Origin of the sequence: Microbulbifer donghaiensis, from assembly GCF_900129095.1 — a bacterium.
In the GTDB taxonomy this organism is placed as follows: Bacteria; Pseudomonadota; Gammaproteobacteria; order Pseudomonadales; family Cellvibrionaceae; genus Microbulbifer; species Microbulbifer donghaiensis.
Map to the genome: position 1 here is coordinate 1,203,654 of NZ_FQVA01000001.1, position 19,529 is coordinate 1,223,182.

A 19,529-nucleotide genomic window follows, 5' to 3' on the forward strand; every position below is an offset into this window, starting at 1 on the left:
GTCTCGGAAAGCGGGTAATTACCCGGATTTAGCGGTTACTATTTTCCCGTGTATCGAAAAAAAGTAACACAGTCCAAGCCCTCGAAGTGATCATCTGCCGTAATCAACTCAGCACCATGTTGGCGTGCAGACGCGTAAATAATCGCATCAGCAAAAGACAGGCGGTAATGAAGAGCAAGGTCTGCTGCCAGCAGGGCAATATTGCTGTCCAGCGCAATCACCTTGCCCTGCTCTGTCCAGGCCACGGTTTCCAACGCCGCCACCTCCCCGCGCTCTCGCTTAACCCATTTGTAAAGCTCGAACTGAATGGAAGTGGGCACCAACAGCTGTTCGGTATCGGCAAGCCACGGCTTGAAATTCTCCGCCAGCGCGCCGTCAATTAACCATTCGATCCAACCGCAGGTATCCACGACAACCATCAGAACCGATCCCGACGATCGCGCACCTCAACTGTCGAAGCGCCACGCAGCAGGCCGCGCATATCATCCATCGACCGTACCGGCACCAACTCAATCACAGAGCCCTTGGCAATAACCGTGAACTTCTGACCGGCCTTCAATCCGAGTTCCTCGCGCACAGACTTCGGGATCCCGAGCTGAAACTTGCTTGAAAGCGTAGCGACAGCCATTCTTACCAACCTCACATCGTTATCAATTTGGTAAGAATAGTGCCGGGTTAACCTCCGGGCAAGCAGTTAGACGGGGACCAATGCGATCAAGGACCAATGGGGTCAGACTCGAATGGCACTAAGTTAAGAGTCGGCGCGACAATTTTCGTAGGATGGGCAAAGCGAAGCGTGCCCATCAAGGCCGTGGAAGATGGGCACGTCGCTGCGCTCCTTTGCCCATCCTACAAGGAGAACCAGCTTATCTTAGTGCCATTTGGGAGAAGTTTTCACTGATAAGCCTGTCACCCGACAGCCCACTCGCAATAACCCCCTTTAGCGCCATATACTTACCCCAAGTGCGCCCCAGGAGCCGGAATCATGCCCAGTAGCGAAAGCCGCAATCGAGACCCTAAACTCGATCGGATCGTAGAGCGGCTGGAAGAACAGGAAAAAATAGCCGCCGCATGGCTTTACGGTTCAAGAGCCAGGGGAGACCACCGCCCGGGCAGCGACTACGACATAGCCATAGCCCTGAACAATTTCGATCGGCCCTACGCCGAGCGGCGCCTAGCCCCCGAGCTGCTCAGCATGGACCTGAGTGCCGAGCTTGAGCACGCGGTACAAGTGGTGGATATCAACCTGGTGCCCATCACCTTGGCCATCGGCATTCTCGACGATGGCACCCCGCTACTGGTCCGGGACGAGCTGCGTTACTGCCGGGAAATCAACCGCATTCACGGACTCTGGGCCGATCATCTCTGGCATCAACAGCAACTGCACAAGGAAAGCGGCGCGTGAATTACACAGCCTATTGCACCGCGCTTACCGAGCAAGTGTCCGTCCACCAACAATTGCTCGACCAAATCAGAGCAACAAGCGAACTCGGGCTACTCGAACGCAGCGCCGCCGAACGCAGCCTGCAAATATTGGCAGAAGCGGTTATCGGCGCATCTAAACATGCCAACAGAAAGCTGGGATTGCCAGAACGCAGCGATGCTGCCAGTAGCGCAACGCAACTGCTTGAACAATCCCCCTGCCCCGGAGTCACCAAGGACGAGATCCGCGGCGCCATCGGTATGCGCAATGCCATAGTGCACGACTACCTGAACCTGGACTGGACGCTGATTGAGCAGGTCATCCGCAACAGGCAATACGTCAAACTGGGCAAGTTTGTAGAACACTACTGCAAACTCCTACATTCAGGTCAATAGACCAACGGGGTCAGACTCGATCGCAACCCATTGATTCATTGATTCAAGCCGGCACCACTACCTCTTCCGCCAGCTTCTCATTCGATATCCGCTGCCTCAGGATCTGCTTGGCCTGCGCATCACCGTGTACCACCCGTATGCATTGGGGGGCGTTTTTTCATTTTGCGGATGAAGCCGAGCAGATCTTCCTGATCCGCATGGGCCGAATAGCCGCTGATGGACGCCACCCCGGCCCCAATGCGATATCGCTCGCCCTCGATATCCACATAGCCTTCGTTCGGGCGATAGGTCTGTCCGGCGTGCCCTTGGCCTGCCGGTGGATGATGCCTCCCAGTTCGTAAAGCAGTTCCTGGATGCGGCCGATGCTGAAGGCCGGAATCAGCACGCTGCCGCCATCTTTCCAGGGCGCGCCCTACGGTGTCTTGCAGAATCTGCACGCGCTGTTTGCGGCTTGAGTCAATCGAGTCTGACCCCATTGATGTGGGCTTTGACCACAGCTTCTTGTCGACCTACAATTGAGGTCATATAACCACCATTGGAGGTCATATGCTTGAAGCACTATTGGGCTCCGAGGGAGCTGAGCGAACATTGCTCTTTATTGAGGCCAGGGAGTCCGGGTATGCACGCGAAATCAGCGAGACCTATGGCATCAGCCTGAACGTCGTGCAGAAGCATCTCTACCGCATGGAGGCTGGAGGACTGTTGGTCAGCCACCAAGTTGGACGAACCCGGGTATTCCGCTTCAACCCACGGTTCCCGTTTCTAAACGAGACCAGAGCCCTGCTCCGCGCAGCTCTGATGCGCTTGCCAGGCCCAGTAAAAGAACAATTGCTAATGAATCGCCGGCGCCCACGCCGAACAGGAAAAGTTCTGTGAACCTTTCCGAACTTCCCCGCGTGGAATTGGCAGCCATGATCTGTCAGGAATTGGAATCCAAGGGGTGCTCACTGGAGGTTCGTGCGTATCCATATACTCGGTAGAAGAATACGTCTCCCACGATCTGGATTTCGTGGATGTCAGCTATGCCAGCGCAACCAATATAAAGCGGGCTTTGGCAAGGATCGGTTTCATCGCGCCAAAACCCGGTCGCAGGTATTTCGAGTCAGAGGGATGCGCATATGCAGTGGAATTTCCAAGCGCCCCACTTGCTATAGGAGATGAATCCGTCAGTCTGGAGCAAACGTCGTCAGTGAAAACTCCGAAAGGCGTTTTACGTCTACTGAGCCCCACTGACTGCGTAAAAGACAGACTCAGCCACTATTGCCACTGGAAGGATGCCCAGGGATTAGCCCAGGCAGTTTTGGTCGCTCGGCGGCAACCGGTAAAAATGGGCGAAATAAAACGCTGGTTGATTTCTGAAGGGTTTCCCGAACTCTACGCAGAATTTGCCACGCAACTGGAAAAGTGAAGTAATGGCCCCCCCCTGGGCAACCCCCAGTCACTGTTATCGCAAACTGGCAGCGACCGCCCCACGAAAACACACATCAGCTCAAGACAGATCAGACAGGGTATTCATTGGTCCAGCGCCGCACAATGCGGGCTGAAAGTTCAGTGAGTGATCAATCCGGCACCACTACCTCTGCCGCCAGTCCCTCCTGCTCTATCCGCTGCCTCAGGACCTGCTTGGCCTGCGCATCACCGTGTACCACCCGTATGCATTGCGGGCGTTTTTTCATTTTGCGGATAAAGCCGAGCAAATCTTCCTGATCCGCATGGGCCGAATAGCCGCTGATGGACGCCACCCCGGCCCCAATGCGGTAACGCTCGCCCTCGATATCCACATAGCCTTTTTGCGGGCCATAGGTCTGTATATCCCGCCCCGGCGTGCCCCTGGCCTGATAGCCCACGAACAGGATGTTGTGGCGCTCGTCCTCCAGCATGGCCTTCAGGTAGTTCACGATCCTGCCGCCGCTGCACATACCGCTGGCGGCGATGACGATGGCCGGGCGCTTGCTGTTGGCGAGTTCGGCCACCAGTTTCCGGTGCGCCTCGTGCTCGTCCACGGTGATCAGCTGCTCGAAGCTGAGCGGGTGGCGGCCGCGGCTTAGCAGGCGCCGGGCCTCTGCGTCCCAGTAGGGCTGCAGGCGGCGGTAGACTTTTGTGAAGCGGCTCGCCAGGGGCGAGTCCACGATGACCGGCAGATCGCGCCAGGGGTTGTCCCGCCGCCTGCCCCCGGCCTGCCGGTGGATGATGCCCTCCAGTTCGTACAGCAGTTCCTGGGTGCGACCGATGCTGAAGGCCGGGATCAGCACGCTGCCGCCATCTTTCAGGGCGCACTCTATGGTGTTCTGCAGAATCTGTACACGCTGTTTGCGGTTCTGGTGCAGGCGGTCGCCGTAGGTGCTTTCTATCACCAGCTCATCGCAGCCCCAGGGGGCCTTGGGGGCGTAGAGCAGTGGCGTGTGGCGGGCGCCCATGTCTCCGGAGAAGATAATGCGGCGTTTGTAGCTTCTGCCGGATTGGCTTCCCGGACTGCGCCGCGCGGCATCCGGGCTGCCGTGGTACTTCAGTTCGCACTCCACGTAGGCCGAGCCGAGAATATGGCCGGCGCGCTGCAGGCGGATGCCCAGGGTGCCGCCCTTTTCCGCGACGACCGGTTGCCAGCGGTTGTAGGGCAGCGGCCGCAGCTGCTTCTTGATGTAGCGGATGAATTTCCCGATCAGAGCCTCGTCTCGGCTGATACCGATTTTCAGCGCATCCTCCAATACCAGCGGCAGCAGTTCGGCGGAGGGCTCGGAACAGTAGATGGGGCCGCGAAAGCCGGCGGCGATCAGGTAGGGAATACGGCCCACGTGGTCTATGTGCACGTGAGTGGCCACCAGCGCCTTCACCGTGCTGATGTCGAACTCGATCGCCAGGCTGTTGTGACGGCTGCCACCGGGAGAGGTTTCCGCCCCCTGGAAGAGGCCGCAGTCGATCAGTATGGAGTTGTGTGCATCCACAAATAACTGGTGGCAGGAGCCGGTGACGCCATTGACCGCGCCGTGATGGGCTATATGGCCGGGTTTGATGCCGTGTGATGCTGACAGGCCTGGCCGCGCGGTGCCCTCGGCCGGGAAATCAAACACGACTGACCCCGCTGGTTACAGCCACCGCTTCAGGCTTTTTCAGATAGTGCCGGCAGTCGTCTTCAGCACAGAAAATTTCCCGGCGATTGTTGCCGCGTCGATTAACGTGTCGTGGTTGGCGGGGGATTACGATACAGCGCAGGCGTGCCATGGAAATCCCTTCCCTGACATTAATAGAAGAGACAAAAACTAACTTAAACAGAGAGGTGAATCAATCGGGTCTGCGCCCAAATCAATCGAGTCCAACCCCATCTATCCGCGCCCCATTTATCCGGTGCCTGGCATGGCAGAAAATTCAGGCGGTGCCAAGTTTTCACTGAAAATTACTAACCGCGACAGGAGCTCGGCAAGTAATTACGATCTATGGTCGTACCATCACTCTGAAGGCCACAGCGCCAGCTATAAATTGGCACGCCCACATCAGATGCGCTAAATGCCGTGCCATCGGATTTTAACGGAACCATGGATAACTTACCCGAGACTCCTGGAATATTCTGCACAGTCATCAAGACTTTTCCCGTACCGGTAGTTTCGATTCTTGCAACGTATTTTGTCGTTTCGGCCGATGATTCACATCCCCAGTTGTTATCGGACGGAAGGCTTGATCCAACCGGGGACTGCACCGCCTCGGTAATCGTATCCCGGCAACTACTGGCAGCCAAAACAACCTCTGACATCTTCGCCCGGTTAGAGTAGTTCTGGTAGGCGGGTATCGCTACCGCTGCCAATATACCGATGATTGAGACTACAATCATCAATTCAATTAGCGTAAATCCTTGATTGACTTTCATCGAAAGCTCAGTCCTTTGATCCTAAAAATCCCAAAATCCATAAGTACACCTCATCTCGCCAAGTCCACAATATCGAGACTCGAATAAATCACAGGCAGTTTAGTTCAGGCTTGAAACATTTGGAGTCTAAGAAAGAGTTCGCGTACCTATTTGCGCCAACAAAAAAACAGGAGAGCCTCTTTATTTATGGCGTAGAATTCAATAACTGCAATCGAAAAAGCAGGATTAAATGAAAAAAAAGTTACCTTTGAAAATTGAATATATAGCGCACAATAGAGAATCAGCCGTGACGAAAAAATGTACAGTAAGAATTTTCATCTGACAGCCCCCCGTGTGACCTGCCCCCAATCTTCAATCCAATCTCGACTTAGTAATGTCCGTATTGGTTGATTATTTTTTATTCGCTCGGAACGGAAGAAAGAGCACTAAGAAAGCTTCTGCCCTCTTAATGCCCGACGAGATGAATCGTACGCACTGGTAGACCAATTAAGTGAGCAGCAGGGCTTGGAAATGGCATGTGAAGGCGCGTGAACTGCCTTCGTCATACTATTAAGAGTACAGGAGAACGAAGGTCCGTCTTGATGCGCCCCGGCATCAGCCCCGCGTCAGGGTCAACGAGATATTCAAATACAGCCGTAGCGCTGCAGGCAGCCAGGCAATTTTAGGAATACTCTACGACCAAGAGATCGTCATTGGGCGCTTTAAAGTCCGCAGTTTAATACGTGAGGCGGGACTCTGAAGGCAGCCAGGGTCTCATGAGTACAAACCGGCAACAGTTGAGGGGTAGATATACCGAATCAGCTGATCCGACAATTCGATGTCCAAAAGCCCATTTAGGTTTGGTGCGGGGATATCACCTATATCTGGGTCGGCTCGCGCTGGTTCCACCTCACCACAGTCATAGACCCATTTGCTTGCCGGATCGTTAGCTGGACTATCTCGGTATAGCCGGATGCCGCGTTAACCGTGAAGGCATTGGAAATGGCTTGGGAGCAACTGGGCCGTCCGACGGACGTCATTTTCCACTCGGACCAAAGCAGCCAATGCGGCAGTCGTTTAATCTGTCAGCGGCTGTGGCATTATTGTATGACTCAGAATATGACTAGCCGAGGGAATTGCTGGAACAATGCAGCGATGAAAAGGATAGTCCGCAGTCTGAAAAGCGAATGGGTGCCGACTCTAAGCTACGGCTCCATCGCAGAGGCTAGCCGAGAGATCGAGAGTGTAAATAATTCTGTGTAACCGCCCCTGCCAGTTGTTTACTGGTAGTCGGCAAGTCGCTCGCCGAACTCGATCATAAAGCGCTTCAATGCCGGCTTCCAGTTGCGGATCGGCATTGTCCATTTCTTTGAGGCAGCCTGCATAGCCAGATACACCACCTTCATTGCAGAGTCATCTGTGGGAAACACTTTACGCTGCTTGGTTGCCTTGCGGATGACGCTGTTGAGGGACTCAATCGCGTTCGTTGTATAGATCACTTTGCGGATCTCAGGTGGATACTCGAACAGCGTGATTAGGTTTGGCCAGTGCGCGGCCCAGGATTTGCTGATCTGTGGATAGGTGTCATCCCACTTCTCTGCAAAGCGCTCTCGCTCGGCCTGTGCTGTCGATTCAGTGGCCGCGGTATATATCTCCTTCAGGTCTGCTGTAACCGCCTTGTAGTCCTTCCAGGAGACGTATTTCAGCGAGCTACGCACCATATGCACGATACACAGCTGAACCTTGGTCTCGGGGTATTCAGCCGCGATGGCTTCGGGGAAGCCTTTCAGGCCGTCGACACAGGCGATCAGGATGTCTTCCAAACCACGGTTCTTCAGCTCGGTGAGCACGGACAGCCAGAACTTAGCCCCTCGGTTTCGGCGAGCCACAAACCCAGTAGTTCCTTTTGGCCTTCCATGTTGACGCCGAGAGCGACGTACATGGACTTGTTTATCACCCGCTTGTTCTGGCGGATCTTCAGGACAATACAGTCGAGATAGACAATGGGGTAGACCCGATCCAGTGGGCGATTCTGCCACTCTGTGACGGCCTCTAGGACTTGCTCAGTGACCTTGGATACCAGCGTTGCAGAAACATCGGCACCGTACATCTCTTTGAAGGCGTCGACGATGTCTCGGGTACTCATACCCTTCGCGTACAAGGCCAGAATCTGATCATCCATCTGTGTAAGACGGGTTTGACCCTTGCGCACAAACTGAGGGGCAAAAGAGCCTGCCCGATCTCGGGGTACGCTGATCTCGACTTCTCCGTGCTGGCCCTTGAGGCGCTTGGAGCTTGTGCCATTGCGGCTGTTGCCAGAGCCTCGCCCATTGGCGTCATGCTTGGCGTAGCCGAGATGCTCGTCCAGTTCAGCCCCCAGGGCTGCTTCCACCGTCATCTTGACTAGCTTCTGGGTAAGGCTATTGAGGTCGGCTTAAGATTTAACGCCCTTTGCGAGCTCTGTGACGTGGGCTTTGAGTTGCTGTTCGAGGTCTTTATTGTCCATTGTTCTGCTCATTGTATCCTCCGGTGCAGAGTACGGGGGCATGAGCAGTTACACAATTTAAATTACAGTCTCGAGAGATCAGCTACTGCCTGGTGACCTACTACAACTGGCAGCGCCCCATCAGCACAACAACGGAATACCGCCTGGAAAGTGGAAGTAAAGCTTAATTTACTGTCCGGAAGTAGTTGACCACTAGATAGGGACCTCCAATCCAAGCTGTTGCCATCCACCTATCAACAGTAGAATTAACAATACTAACTCTCATCATCAAGACAAATCTCCTTGAACACAGGAGAAATCAAGCCTCTTAGGAGCGAATAGATACAGTGAATTTCGAAGGAATTAGATATCGACCAACTTGCGATAACATTCAATATATGATCGCGCAGAATTATCCCAGCTCCAGCGTTGAGAAAGAGCAACTGCACCTCGAGAAGCAGTAACCCTTAGCTTATTTAACTCAATCAAGCTCAAAATCCTCTCCCTCAGCGTATCGGTCTTACCAGAAGCAGAGATATTGACGGAGAATACACAACGAATGTCGACCTCAGGAAAAGTGTCATAGACATCCCTAGATACAAGTACAGGCACACCACACGCTAGCGCCTCCTGAACGACCAAAGGGAACCCCTCACCTACGCTAGGCAACACTAAAAGATCTGCCCAGTGGTAAAAATCCACTACATCTTTTCCGCGCACATTATCAAAAACCTCAACGTCTTTCCCCTCACACTCAGGCCAAAACACCGGTGAAAGCGGTCCATGCCCAACAAATCTCCACTTGGTGCCGGGTAAACTAAGGCTATTACGTAGCAGCTCAACGCCTTTTTTTTCAACAAAGCGCCCAACGAAAAGAATCTTGCAAAATCCATCCACATTCGTCTGCGGACCGGGTCGGTACACTCTGTGGTCTACGCCATTAGTAATAAGCGCAGGAGGATTATCGAACTTAACGAATCCGGAAAATAACTCGCGAACGTGAGCCGAAATGAACGAAACCTGACTCACAGACTGCATAACAAGGCGTCCGAGCAGGCGGTTTAGTAACCATATGCAAAACCGGCTAACTCGTGAATTATATGGAATATCACCAATATGCTGAGTAAGTAATACAGGCTTGTGGAGAATTCTCGCGAAGAAAATACTGAGCAAAGAGGGCAGGTACAGAAAATCATGAACATGAACAACATCTGCCCTTTTTACCTCAGCCCAAAGCGTAAGCACCCCTCGCACACCCCAGATTGGAACAGGCAATCTAAGCAATCGTTCGAATATCCCGATCGAACGAACAGGAACCAAGCGAACCCCGGTGAAGGCGTCAACATCCGGGATTTCATCTTCGCACCCTCCCGCAATCCATGCAAAATTTTCTATTACCCTGCCACAACGCTTCGCTATTTCGCCTGCGACGACCTCTATACCACCACCATGTCGCGGAAAGTAAGCACTGACCTGCAGTACAGAAATGCCGAGCAATTTATCTTCGCTCATTACGCCTTACTCGCCACTACGACATATATTGCTGCATTAGAATCCTTAAGCGCCGGAGGTGTTACAAAGTCTTCTGCCACCATCCGTAAGTAAAACAGAGCGTTGGACACACGCGCAAAAAAACGGCCTAAAACACCAAACTTTTGAAATAGGTGCGAATATGCGAGACACCTAAACTGACTCGTCCAGGCAAGCGGGCCGACCACAGGAATGATCGAATCAATTATATACCCTCTCGATTCAATTTCTTTTAGCAGACCATCTCGCGTCCAGCGGCGAAAGTCTGTGGGGTGAGGATGGTATAACCAAGTACCATGAGTGGAAAGTAACAGTTTGCCGTCAGCACTCAAAAGTCTACGACATTCCAAAAGATAAGCATCGATATCCCAAACATGCTCAAGAACCTGGAACGAAACCACACAATCGGCGAAACCATTACCTAACTCTACAGCGCGACCATTTTCCAGGACCACGTCAATACCCGGCCCATTACAGATATCACAAGAAACGTATGTTGCTCCGCGCGCCTGGAATAGCCGACAATAAGGGGCGCCACCAGCTCCCATATCGACAACAACACCCGGAAGAGTGCCATCTTCATCCAAATCATTTAATATTCGCTCAATTGCAACTTGCAACCTACGCAACGTAAAGGCATCCTGCTTCCATAATGGAGCATTTAGTCGTTCTCCCACGATAAAACCCTCAACACAATACAATGCAAACAGTATTCATCAGCAAGCAGTTCCTAAAATTTCTAATAGTCGGCGGAACCTGCTTTATCACCAATATTCTCGTTCTTTACATAGGAACCGACCTACTCGGCCTTCACTATTTGGTGTCGATGCTATTCTCAATTGCAACCGTCAACTTTATCGGCTGGGCTTTAAACAGACATCAAACGTTCAAAACTAAAGATGCTGACGCACTCCCGGAATTTACAAGATATATCCTGGTCAACCTTACAAGCATGATCACCAGCCTATGCACAATGTACCTGCTGGTATCCACTGTGGGTTTACATTATATAGTTGCCAGCACGGTCATTGCCGCCGGCATGACCACCATCAACTTTTATGCACATAGACAATGGAGCTTCAAAACTAAGCCTAGCTGACGCGCTCATATAGAGATATATATTGCAGTTGATTTGTCAGCGTGCCCAAAACCCCAATATGGCAACGTTCAGGAAACTTTTTATTTGCAACAGACCACCCCCGCTGCTGAAGGAACTCTTCCCACTCCCAACCTCTCTGATATGCGTAATTAGAAGGAATTCCAAATCTCCGGTTACCAATTTCATCCATCACCGCAAGGGCCATTTTTCCGAAGAGTCCGGAATAAGTATGGTCCTTGATCAGTAGATACCTGCTGCTAACCCGCGACAGCTCGGCAAGATAGTCGAGAGGGCTATCACAATGATGGAGAACATCCACCGAAAAGACGAGGTCAAACGAGCGATCCGAAAACGGCAGTCCACGCCCTCCATCGTAGATAAGGGGCTCCACGTACTGCGTGTGCCTCCGCTTTACATCGAGGGAAACGAGTTCCCCTGCAAATCCAGCCTCCGTCACTCGCTTCGAGAACCACCCATCCCCACAACCAAAGTCCAGCGCCTTACTCAGTGGCCCGAGGCGTGAGAGAATCATTTCCATGTCAGCCCAGATATTTTGCCTGTACGAATTCATTTTTTTTCCAACAACATCGAGCAGTCACCAACCAATAAATCAGGGGCCAAATCAGCCTCCGCTTCCGCCGCCCGAAACTGTGCAAATTTAGTGCTTCGCAAGCTCGGCCAGCGGCTCACCCAGATCGCCCCGGAACGATCCAACTTCAGACGAACGTCATTAAACATATAAAGTTTTGACCAAGCATCACCATTTTCCGAAGCACTTCCAACGGGTGACAACTCGCTCGGACAGTGTGCCTCGACTGCACTAAAAAACCTCTCAGCCTTGGCGAGTTCCTGGCGATAGCCTGACTTTACAGACTCGTCATAACGCATTCGACAGGTAAAAAGTGTGGTTGCAGCAGTCGCCGAGTCGAGCACAACATCAAAACACTGATCAACCGCAGGAACGAAGCCATACATCCGGAATTTTCCATACAGCCTATAGATATCTTCTGCCCCAATCTCGTGGACACTCGAATTCGACCGCAGATCATCCATGACAACTGCATAAACGCCCAGATCCCTAAACTCTGCAATTCGCTGCTCCAATTTAAGGTCAAGAGCCCCATTTAGCGGAGCCAAATAATCGCCACCAATCCCAATAAACACCGAACCTTTGGGAAAATTCTGATAATAAGAAGCAAAAGTGAGGTTTGAGGCGAAGAGATAAACTCCTTTCTGGAAATACTCACTCTTTGAAGACACTGAAAACCATGAATTTGACCAGGGCGCCTCTCCCCACCTCGGTATACCTGACATAAACAAAGAAAAAGCCTGGGCAACCAATGTCAACAGGAGAACGGGCTGCCAGTAACGCGGCATTACCATCGAGACTACCAATGGCAACCCCACCCCCAGCATCAGAAGTGGAAATAGACCATAACGTCCATTGCCGGTTGTAATCTGCCAAACCAGAAGACACGCCAGAACATAAATCAGGAACAGCGAATTCTTACTCACTAGACGATTGGGTCTGGAGCGAACAGTCAATAGCAAAATAGCAGTAAAGAAAAACACCAGGAAAATGAAGTAACGGACATCTGGTGCAATTAGCTCAAAGTATGCAAAAAAGCTGGGCAGTGCTACAAACACCGGAAACAATACATGATCTAAAATCGAATCAGGCTGAAAACGACTGTGATAGACACCCACTGCAGGGAAGTAAGGTGACTGAAAAATATTATTGAAAAGTGGGAAGAATGGGTTCCCAAACTCCTCATACAGGCGCAATCCCCACGGGAAGTACAGCACCACGAACGAAATTAAGGCGCAGAAGCCGAAAACGAAATTATCCCTAAGCCATGCTGAAAATCCACGACCGGGCTGGACCAAGAGTATCGTTATCAGAACGACAAAAGGAGCAACAGTGAACTTAAGTGCGACCGCCACACCCGCGAGAACACCAGGAAACCAAACGCCACCCTTTCCTCGCTCGAGCAATAAATAAACCGATACAAGAAGAGGAACTGTCGCGATGGCATCTCCCAAGCTTGACCCGAGGCCCGCCAGAAAAACTGGCGTAGCGAGTGCCAGAAAAAGACTGGAGACCGGCAGCAACAAACTCCCAGGTGCAAAAATGCGTCTCGCAATCAGATAGACGAAAACGATATTTGCAGAGTGAATAACCGCCAGGATAATTACAGTAGCTTTAGGCGACACGCCCAGTTTTAGCAACAGAAAAAATGGCAGGTATAGATAAGGAGTCTGGTACCCCTGAAAGCCCGCGGCCATCAAATCCTTATCTAGACGCTCCCCCCAGAACGCCCATCCCAAATAACCATGGTAATGCGCCGCGTCCCAGCTTTTTGGCTCACCAAAACATAGAATAAATAACACTGCTGCAAGTGGTATCAAAAGTAGCCAAAACAGGTTTTGCTTTCCACTTGGGAAGGCCAAGCTTCTCCCCGCTTCAAAAAAATACATCAACTATTCTCTAATACTGTCACAACACACGCCTATCTTGTATCAAGTAATCAACCGCTGAAAGCAAGATAGAATTCGCCACGACTAATACTCCGACGACAACCATCGTTACTGCCGGAATGGCCTGCCTCATGATATCGGATGGATCAAGGGCACCGAAATCGACACTAGCCCAAAATCCAAGTGGCTTAATTGCGAGCCCAACACCTATCGAGGTGATCACCGTGCCTAGGCCGATCACCCAATCCAAACGATCGACAAGCCGCAAGCGCCTCCATTTTGAGTCCACACTCAACAAGCCAGAAGCCTCAGAGAGAGTCGAAAATAAAAAATACATAAACAATAATTCAATTCCCACTACAATCATCGCCGACGCATATAACAGCGAGTGCACACCGGGCACCAGCCCGCTACTGGAGAAGAATATACCCGTACCAAATAACACATTTAGTGTAATTACCAGGCCCAGCAATATAGATATGGCACTAGGCCCCAGAAAAGCGACTTTCGGAGCAAGCATTAAAAGAAACTTCAGGTGTCGCCAACCATCACGCCAGGTTCTCAGGTGGGGGCTCCGGTCTCTTTTATCCACCCGCAAGGTGGTGGGCACCTCGCAAATATCCAATTTGTGCTTGGCAGCCTTTACAATCATTTCGCTCGCGAATTCCATGCCTGGACAGGACAGACCGAGCTTTAAAATAGATTCTTTGTTAACCCCACGAATGCCACAGTGAAAATCGCCTATTTCAATTCGATAGAAAAGACGGCCGAGAAAACTTAGGACTGGATTTCCCAGATATTTATGGAGTACCGGCATGGCCCCAGATTCTATTCCACCTTTGAATCGGTTGCCGCAAACCAAGTCAGCACCTTCTCGCAGTTTGCCGAGAAATTCGTCAATTGCACTGAAATCATAACTACAGTCGGCATCCCCCATAATTACATACTTGCCACGTGCAGATTCAATACCCTTAATGAGGGCCGCCCCGTAACCACGCTTCTTTACGCCAACAACCCGGGCACCATTACTGTGCGCGATTTCAACCGACCCATCTGTCGAACCGTTATCGGCAATTAAAACCTCTCCCACAACAGATAGTCGCTGAAGTGAGGAATATGCAGCCAAAATACACTCTGAAAGTGTTTTTTCCTCATTGAGGCACGGCATCAGTATGGTAACTTCTACACGTTCCGGTGTATTCGCAGTAACCGTATCAGTCGCAACCAAATGAGATTCACACAGTGCAGCCATATTGAGCCTCAAGCACCTCAATCAAAAATCATCGTCCCGGCAAAACATAGCCGAGTTAGACACGTCGGGAAATCTAAAAAAGGAAACATAAAAACAAAAAGCCCCGTGCAAACGGGGCTTTTATGACACAACCAAATCTTAGGTCTAGCACTAACCTAATTAGCTACGGCAAGACCCCGGCAGGTATTTGGGATCGATGCCGCTTGTAGCACCAGGACCACATCTCCAGTGGTGAACAACAACACCCACATTAGAAGAACCAATTGCGGTGGTGGCATCCAAGTAAGGAACCAGACGCACGGTTTTGCTCTGAACGGCAGACGGCAGGTCCGCAGCAGTTGAGGTGGTAACGGTCACAACACCATTACCGTCAGTCGCGATGGATGCAACATATTTAGTTGTTGCCGTGCTGCTTTCGCAACCCCAAGCACCGCCGGCCGGAAGTGAAGTACCTGTAGTAGATTGAATAGTTTCAGTAATACTGGTACGACACTGAGATGCAGCCAGCACTACTTCTGACATCTTGGCGCGCACGGTGTAGTCCTGGTAAGCCGGCAGCGCAACCGCAGCCAGAATACCGATGATCGCTACCACGATCATCAATTCAATAAGAGTAAAACCCTGTTGCTTTTTCATTGTAACCGTCTCCATACAGACTTGTGGTTTTAGATGAATCCCGTGAGGAAGTCGCGGAACAAGATACAAGCTTTGTGCCAACTGTGGCAAGCGCGACACGCCCCGTAAACACCACATTTGGGACAATAGTCACGCCAAAGCTGGATATTATCTGTTCACGGCACCTGTTTAGTGACGTATCGAATTCATAGCTGACAAATAATGTCAGATTTAGACAATGGAAAACATTTCTCGTAGAGGCCGCGCATCGCTCAGCAAGCCATTAGGAGGTTTGGCGGCGGGGGTTTAATTCGCTATATTTGGAAGCTTGGCAGCCATTTCTTGCTTACGGCCCTTCAGGTCAAAAAACAAGCAGCGGCCCCCGAGCAGCACAAATAATAAGCAGTAGCTTTCATGCGGCGGTCTTATCCATGAGCACTACCTCCCTGAGCGGCCTGGCCAAACGCTTGGTTGCCGACCAGATTCTCGACGAACCCACGGCAGCCTCCGCTGCCAAAGCGGCGCGCCGCGAGAATCAGACATTTGCCCAGCACGCTGTAGAGGCCAAGCTGGTATCGAGCCGCGAACTGGCAAGAGTCGCTTCTTATGCTTTCGGGTCTCCCCTATTCGACCTGAGCAGCTATAACTTCGACCTTATCCCAAAGGATATTGTTGATGAAAAGTTAATCAGCAAACACTTTGCCCTGCCCCTGTACAAGCGCGGCAACCGGTTGTTCGTCGCTGTCGCAGACCCTACTAACCTGGCAGGCCTGGACGAAATCAACTTCAATACCGGCCTGAATACCGATGCGGTGCTGGTCGAGGCGGACAAACTGGCCAAGGCGATCGACAGCTATCTCTCCGACAACTCGGATATAGGGGCCGGCCTTGAGGGGATGGATGACGAAGAGCTTGACGCACTCGATGTCGAAGGGGGGCAAGCGGAGCGCCCGGATGATAATGATCTGGGCGGCGACGAGGCCCCGGTTGTTCGTTTTGTAAACAAAGTACTTCTTGATGCAATCCGTACCGGTGCTTCGGATATTCACTTTGAACCCTATGAAAAGACCTACCGCGTGCGGCTGCGCACAGACGGTGTACTGCACGAAGTTGCCAAGCCTCCAATTCAACTGGCCCCCCGAATATCAGCGCGCCTGAAGGTGATGTCCAAGATGGATATCTCTGAGCGGCGTATCCCCCAAGATGGCCGCATCAAGATGAAGCTGTCGAAGAACAAGGCAATCGACTTCCGGGTCAACAGCCTGCCTACCTTGTGGGGAGAAAAGATTGTGCTGCGGATCTTAGATCCCTCCTCAGCCAAGCTCGGCATCGATGCACTGGGCTACGAAGAAGATCAGAAGAAGATCTACCTCGATGCCCTCGCCCAGCCCCAGGGTATGATCCTGGTTACCGGCCCGACAGGCTCGGGCAAGACCGTTTCCCTATATACCGGGCTCAATATCCTCAACACCCCGGAACGCAATATCTCTACCGCAGAAGACCCTGTGGAGATCAACCTGGAGGGGATCAACCAGGTGAACGTCTTGCCTAAAGTGGGGCTGAATTTTGCCGAAGCGCTGCGCTCTTTCCTGCGCCAGGACCCGGATATTGTGATGGTAGGGGAAATTCGCGATTTGGAGACCGCAGAAATCGCCATCAAGGCGGCCCAAACCGGTCACTTGGTGCTGTCTACTTTGCATACCAACTCGGCACCGGAAACCCTGACCCGCTTAATGAATATGGGTGTTCCCACGTTCAATATTGCCACTTCGGTCAGCGTGATCATTGCCCAGCGCCTTGCCAGGCGCCTGTGCAACGAATGCAAAACATCTGTAACTCTGCCGGACGAGGTACTTAAAGAAGAAGGGTTTGGCTCGGTAACTATCCCCAAAAGCGAATGGAAACTCTACCAGCCCGTTGGATGCGAACACTGTTCCAAAGGATACAAGGGCCGCGTAGGTGTGTATGAAGTGGTTCGCATCACCGATGGTATCTCCAGAATTATAATGGAAGGCGGGAATTCTATTCAGATTGCCGACCAGGCTCGCAAGGAGGGCTTCAGTAATCTGCGTACCTCCGCGTTGCGCAAGGTAGTAATGGGTGTTACCAGCCTGGAAGAAGCGAACCGGGTTACCAAAGACTAGACCGAAATACTGGATTCCGACCTTCGCCGGAATGACGAATTGCTGGATTCTGGCTTACGCCGGAATGACGAAACAAAAATAGAAATAGGCACGATAGTATCTGTGCCAGTTAGGAAATGGGAAGATAGCCATGGCCAACGCCACTGCAGTCGCTTACACCTTTAAGGGCGTAGACAATAAAGGCAATAAGGTCGAAGGAGAGATCAGCGCTGCCAGCCCAGCGCTGGTGAAGGCGCAATTACGCCGCCAGGGCATCATTGCCAATAAAGTACAAAAAAAACCAAAGCCTTTATTCGGCGGCAAGAAAAAGATCAAGCCCGGCGATATCGCAATATTCACTCGCCAGATGGCAACTATGATGAAGGCCGGTGTGCCATTGGTACAGAGTTTTGACATTGTTGCGGATGGTCTCGACAACCAGGGGCTGAAAGAGCTGATTTTCAAGGTTCGAGACGATGTCGCTTCTGGTACCGCCTTTGCCGAGGCTTTGCGTAAACATCCGCTCTACTTCGATGATCTATTCTGCAACCTGGTTGCGTCCGGTGAGCAGTCTGGTGCATTGGAAACCATGCTTGACCGGATTGCTACATATAAGGAAAAGACTGAAACCCTTAAAGCGAAAATAAAGAAGGCTATGACATACCCGATTGCGGTTGTCGTTGTTGCAATTATTGTTACATCTATTCTTTTGATAAAAGTTGTTCCTCAATTTGCTGAGACATTTTCGAGTTTTGGCGCGGAGCTGCCGGCATTCACTCGGCTCGTAGTCAGTATGTCCGAATGGATGCAGGCCAATTGGTTTATCGCCCTGATTGCAGTTGTGGGGGGCATCGGTGGCATTCTCGAAGTTAAAAAACGCAATAAAAAGGTAGCGGAATACTTTGACCGCCTCATTTTACGCTTGCCAATTTTTGGGCAGATTACCTACAACTCTATTGCGGCGCGTTTCGCCCGGACACTATCGACAACCTTTGCAGCCGGTGTTCCGCTGATCGATGCACTCAAATCTGTTGCCGGCGCAACTGGCAACTCGGTATACGAAGAAGCCACACTCAAGATACGTGATTCTGTGGCAACTGGTATTCCCTTAAATGGCGCCATGCGCCATTCAGGTCTGTACCCAACCATGCTGGTGCAGATGGCCGCTATCGGTGAAGAGTCCGGTGCACTGGATGAGATGCTCGCTAAAGCTGCTGATTTTTATGAGGAAGCGGTTGACAATATGGTGGACAACCTGACGACCCTGCTGGAGCCCATGATCATGGCGGTGTTGGGTGTTTTGGTTGGCGGTTTGATGATCGCGATGTACCTGCCGATCTTCCAGCTGGGTAATGTGGTATAAAATTAATGCTAGATTTTCTGATTTCGCACCAAGCGCTGCTATTAAGCAGCGCTTTTGTTTTGGGGCTTCTGCTCGGCAGCTTCCTGAATGTCGTTGTCTATCGACTGCCCATCATGATGGAGCGGGAATACAAGCGCGATTTTTACAGTTACTTTGAGACAAAGCCTGCCCCTGCCGAGCAGATAGAACTGGAAGAGTCTTTCAACCTGATACTGCCCCACTCCCACTGCCCCAAATGTGACGCCGAGATCAAACCCTGGCAAAACATCCCAGTAGTCAGCTATCTACTGTTGCGCGGCAAATGCGCTTTTTGCGGGACGGCTATATCCAAGCGCTATCCGTTGGTGGAGCTGGCTACCGGCCTGTTGACCGCCATCGTCGTATGGCAACTGGGCTTTACCTGGCAGGCGCTGGCGGGCTGTGTATTTACCTGGGCGCTGGTGGCCCTGACTGGTATCGACTTCGACAAGCAGCTACTGCCGGACAGCATCACCCTGCCACTGCTGTGGGCGGGACTGCTGATCAACCTGTGGGGTGTTTTTGTACCGTTGCAGGGTGCGGTAATCGGGGCCATCGCCGGTTACCTGGCCCTCTGGTCGGTATTCCATATCTTCAAGCTGGTGACCGGCAAGGAGGGAATGGGGGCCGGGGATTTCAAGATTCTGGCTGCTATCGGCGCCTGGTTTGGATGGCAGATGTTGCCGCTGGTGATTCTGCTCTCGGCCGCAGTCGGTGCCGTCGCCGGCCTGACCTGGAGCGTGATTGCCGGGCGGGATAGGAACCTGCCTATTGCCTTCGGGCCCTACCTGGCTGGAGCGGGGTGGATTGCGATGCTCTGGGGGGATCGGATTGTGGGGTGGTATCTCAGTTACTCCGGCTTGAATGGATAAATAGCGGGCCTTATGGCCCGCTTGCCGAGCTGGCGGCG

General features: G+C 51.9%; 19 protein-coding genes and 1 pseudogene. 8 read left to right on the plus strand and 12 right to left on the minus strand.

Going from position 1 to position 19,529, the window contains the following annotated elements; all coding sequences use genetic code 11:
- Positions 1-38: 38 nt before the first annotated feature.
- Positions 39-419 carry a type II toxin-antitoxin system VapC family toxin gene (locus BUC36_RS05065; protein ID WP_073272332.1) on the minus strand — a complete coding sequence of 127 codons (381 nt, stop codon included), beginning with the start codon at positions 417-419 and terminating at the stop codon, positions 39-41.
- A complete protein-coding gene (locus tag BUC36_RS05070) occupies positions 419-628 on the minus strand; it encodes an AbrB/MazE/SpoVT family DNA-binding domain-containing protein (protein WP_073272334.1) in 210 nt (69 codons plus the stop codon). Before BUC36_RS05070 ends, BUC36_RS05065 begins: the two co-directional genes overlap by 1 nt.
- A gap of 357 nt (positions 629-985) precedes the next feature.
- On the opposite strand from BUC36_RS05070, the gene mntA reads away from it, so the two are divergent.
- Entirely contained in the window at positions 986-1,405 is a 420-nt protein-coding gene (gene mntA, locus BUC36_RS05075) for a type VII toxin-antitoxin system MntA family adenylyltransferase antitoxin (protein ID WP_073272336.1), read from the plus strand.
- Positions 1,402-1,818: a type VII toxin-antitoxin system HepT family RNase toxin gene (gene hepT, locus BUC36_RS05080; RefSeq protein ID WP_073272338.1), complete on the plus strand. Its 417-nt coding sequence runs from the start codon at positions 1,402-1,404 to the stop codon at positions 1,816-1,818. Before mntA ends, hepT begins: the two co-directional genes overlap by 4 nt.
- A 119-nt stretch (positions 1,819-1,937) precedes the next feature.
- Here hepT and BUC36_RS19025 read toward each other — a convergent pair whose 3' ends face one another.
- Positions 1,938-2,084, minus strand: coding sequence for an MBL fold metallo-hydrolase RNA specificity domain-containing protein (locus BUC36_RS19025; RefSeq protein WP_200797187.1), 147 nt, complete (start codon positions 2,082-2,084; stop codon positions 1,938-1,940).
- Positions 2,085-2,364: 280 nt separating this feature from the next.
- Here BUC36_RS19025 and BUC36_RS05090 point away from each other — a divergent pair, with 280 nt between their 5' ends.
- Together BUC36_RS05090 and BUC36_RS18725 are read left to right on the plus strand one after the other, a co-directional pair.
- Entirely contained in the window at positions 2,365-2,694 is a 330-nt protein-coding gene (locus BUC36_RS05090) for a helix-turn-helix domain-containing protein (protein ID WP_073272341.1), read from the plus strand.
- 133 nt (positions 2,695-2,827) lie between these two features.
- Positions 2,828-3,226: a hypothetical protein gene (locus tag BUC36_RS18725; RefSeq protein WP_143186885.1), complete on the plus strand. Its 399-nt coding sequence runs from the start codon at positions 2,828-2,830 to the stop codon at positions 3,224-3,226.
- Positions 3,227-3,377: 151 nt separating this feature from the next.
- Here the strand turns inward: BUC36_RS18725 and BUC36_RS05100 are convergent, their stop codons facing one another.
- From BUC36_RS05100 to BUC36_RS05125, 5 genes and pseudogenes are all read right to left on the minus strand, one after another.
- On the minus strand, positions 3,378-4,886 hold the full coding sequence (locus BUC36_RS05100) for an MBL fold metallo-hydrolase RNA specificity domain-containing protein (protein ID WP_234994889.1): 1,509 nt from the start codon (positions 4,884-4,886) through the stop codon (positions 3,378-3,380).
- Between the two features lie 326 nt (positions 4,887-5,212).
- The gene (locus BUC36_RS05105) at positions 5,213-5,677 is read right to left on the minus strand and encodes a pilin (protein WP_073272345.1); all 465 of its coding nucleotides are present in this window, start codon (positions 5,675-5,677) and stop codon (positions 5,213-5,215) included.
- 1,259 nt (positions 5,678-6,936) lie between these two features.
- A pseudogene (locus tag BUC36_RS05115) lies at positions 6,937-8,162 on the minus strand (IS256 family transposase).
- 342 nt (positions 8,163-8,504) lie between these two features.
- Positions 8,505-9,653: a glycosyltransferase family 4 protein gene (locus tag BUC36_RS05120; protein ID WP_073272349.1), complete on the minus strand. Its 1,149-nt coding sequence runs from the start codon at positions 9,651-9,653 to the stop codon at positions 8,505-8,507.
- Positions 9,653-10,348 (minus strand): class I SAM-dependent methyltransferase, encoded by a 696-nt coding sequence (locus tag BUC36_RS05125; protein WP_159435987.1) that lies wholly within the window; start codon positions 10,346-10,348, stop codon positions 9,653-9,655. Before BUC36_RS05125 ends, BUC36_RS05120 begins: the two co-directional genes overlap by 1 nt.
- 23 nt (positions 10,349-10,371) lie before the next feature.
- On the opposite strand from BUC36_RS05125, the gene BUC36_RS05130 reads away from it, so the two are divergent.
- Complete coding sequence (locus tag BUC36_RS05130) at positions 10,372-10,770, plus strand: GtrA family protein (protein WP_073272354.1); 399 nt, start codon at positions 10,372-10,374, stop codon at positions 10,768-10,770.
- Here BUC36_RS05130 and BUC36_RS05135 read toward each other — a convergent pair.
- The 4 genes from BUC36_RS05135 to BUC36_RS05150 all read right to left on the minus strand — a co-directional run bounded on the left by BUC36_RS05135 (position 10,763) and on the right by BUC36_RS05150 (position 15,136).
- Positions 10,763-11,341: a class I SAM-dependent methyltransferase gene (locus BUC36_RS05135; RefSeq protein ID WP_073272357.1), complete on the minus strand. Its 579-nt coding sequence runs from the start codon at positions 11,339-11,341 to the stop codon at positions 10,763-10,765. The genes BUC36_RS05130 and BUC36_RS05135 overlap by 8 nt on opposite strands.
- Positions 11,338-13,248: a hypothetical protein gene (locus BUC36_RS05140; RefSeq protein ID WP_073272359.1), complete on the minus strand. Its 1,911-nt coding sequence runs from the start codon at positions 13,246-13,248 to the stop codon at positions 11,338-11,340. Before BUC36_RS05140 ends, BUC36_RS05135 begins: the two co-directional genes overlap by 4 nt.
- 19 nt (positions 13,249-13,267) lie before the next feature.
- Positions 13,268-14,500, minus strand: coding sequence for a glycosyltransferase family 2 protein (locus BUC36_RS05145; RefSeq protein ID WP_084535625.1), 1,233 nt, complete (start codon positions 14,498-14,500; stop codon positions 13,268-13,270).
- A 159-nt stretch (positions 14,501-14,659) separates the two neighbouring features.
- The gene (locus tag BUC36_RS05150; RefSeq protein WP_200797188.1) at positions 14,660-15,136 is read right to left on the minus strand and encodes a pilin; all 477 of its coding nucleotides are present in this window, start codon (positions 15,134-15,136) and stop codon (positions 14,660-14,662) included.
- A gap of 410 nt (positions 15,137-15,546) precedes the next feature.
- Here BUC36_RS05150 and pilB point away from each other — a divergent pair, with 410 nt between their 5' ends.
- The 3 genes from pilB (at position 15,547) to BUC36_RS05165 (ending at position 19,491) form a co-directional block, all read left to right on the plus strand.
- Complete coding sequence (gene pilB / locus BUC36_RS05155; protein WP_073272363.1) at positions 15,547-17,259, plus strand: type IV-A pilus assembly ATPase PilB; 1,713 nt, start codon at positions 15,547-15,549, stop codon at positions 17,257-17,259.
- 130 nt (positions 17,260-17,389) lie between these two features.
- On the plus strand, positions 17,390-18,601 hold the full coding sequence (locus BUC36_RS05160) for a type II secretion system F family protein (protein ID WP_073272365.1): 1,212 nt from the start codon (positions 17,390-17,392) through the stop codon (positions 18,599-18,601).
- Between the two features lie 5 nt (positions 18,602-18,606).
- A complete protein-coding gene (locus BUC36_RS05165) occupies positions 18,607-19,491 on the plus strand; it encodes a prepilin peptidase (RefSeq protein ID WP_073272367.1) in 885 nt (294 codons plus the stop codon).
- The last annotated feature ends 38 nt before the right edge of the window (positions 19,492-19,529 follow it).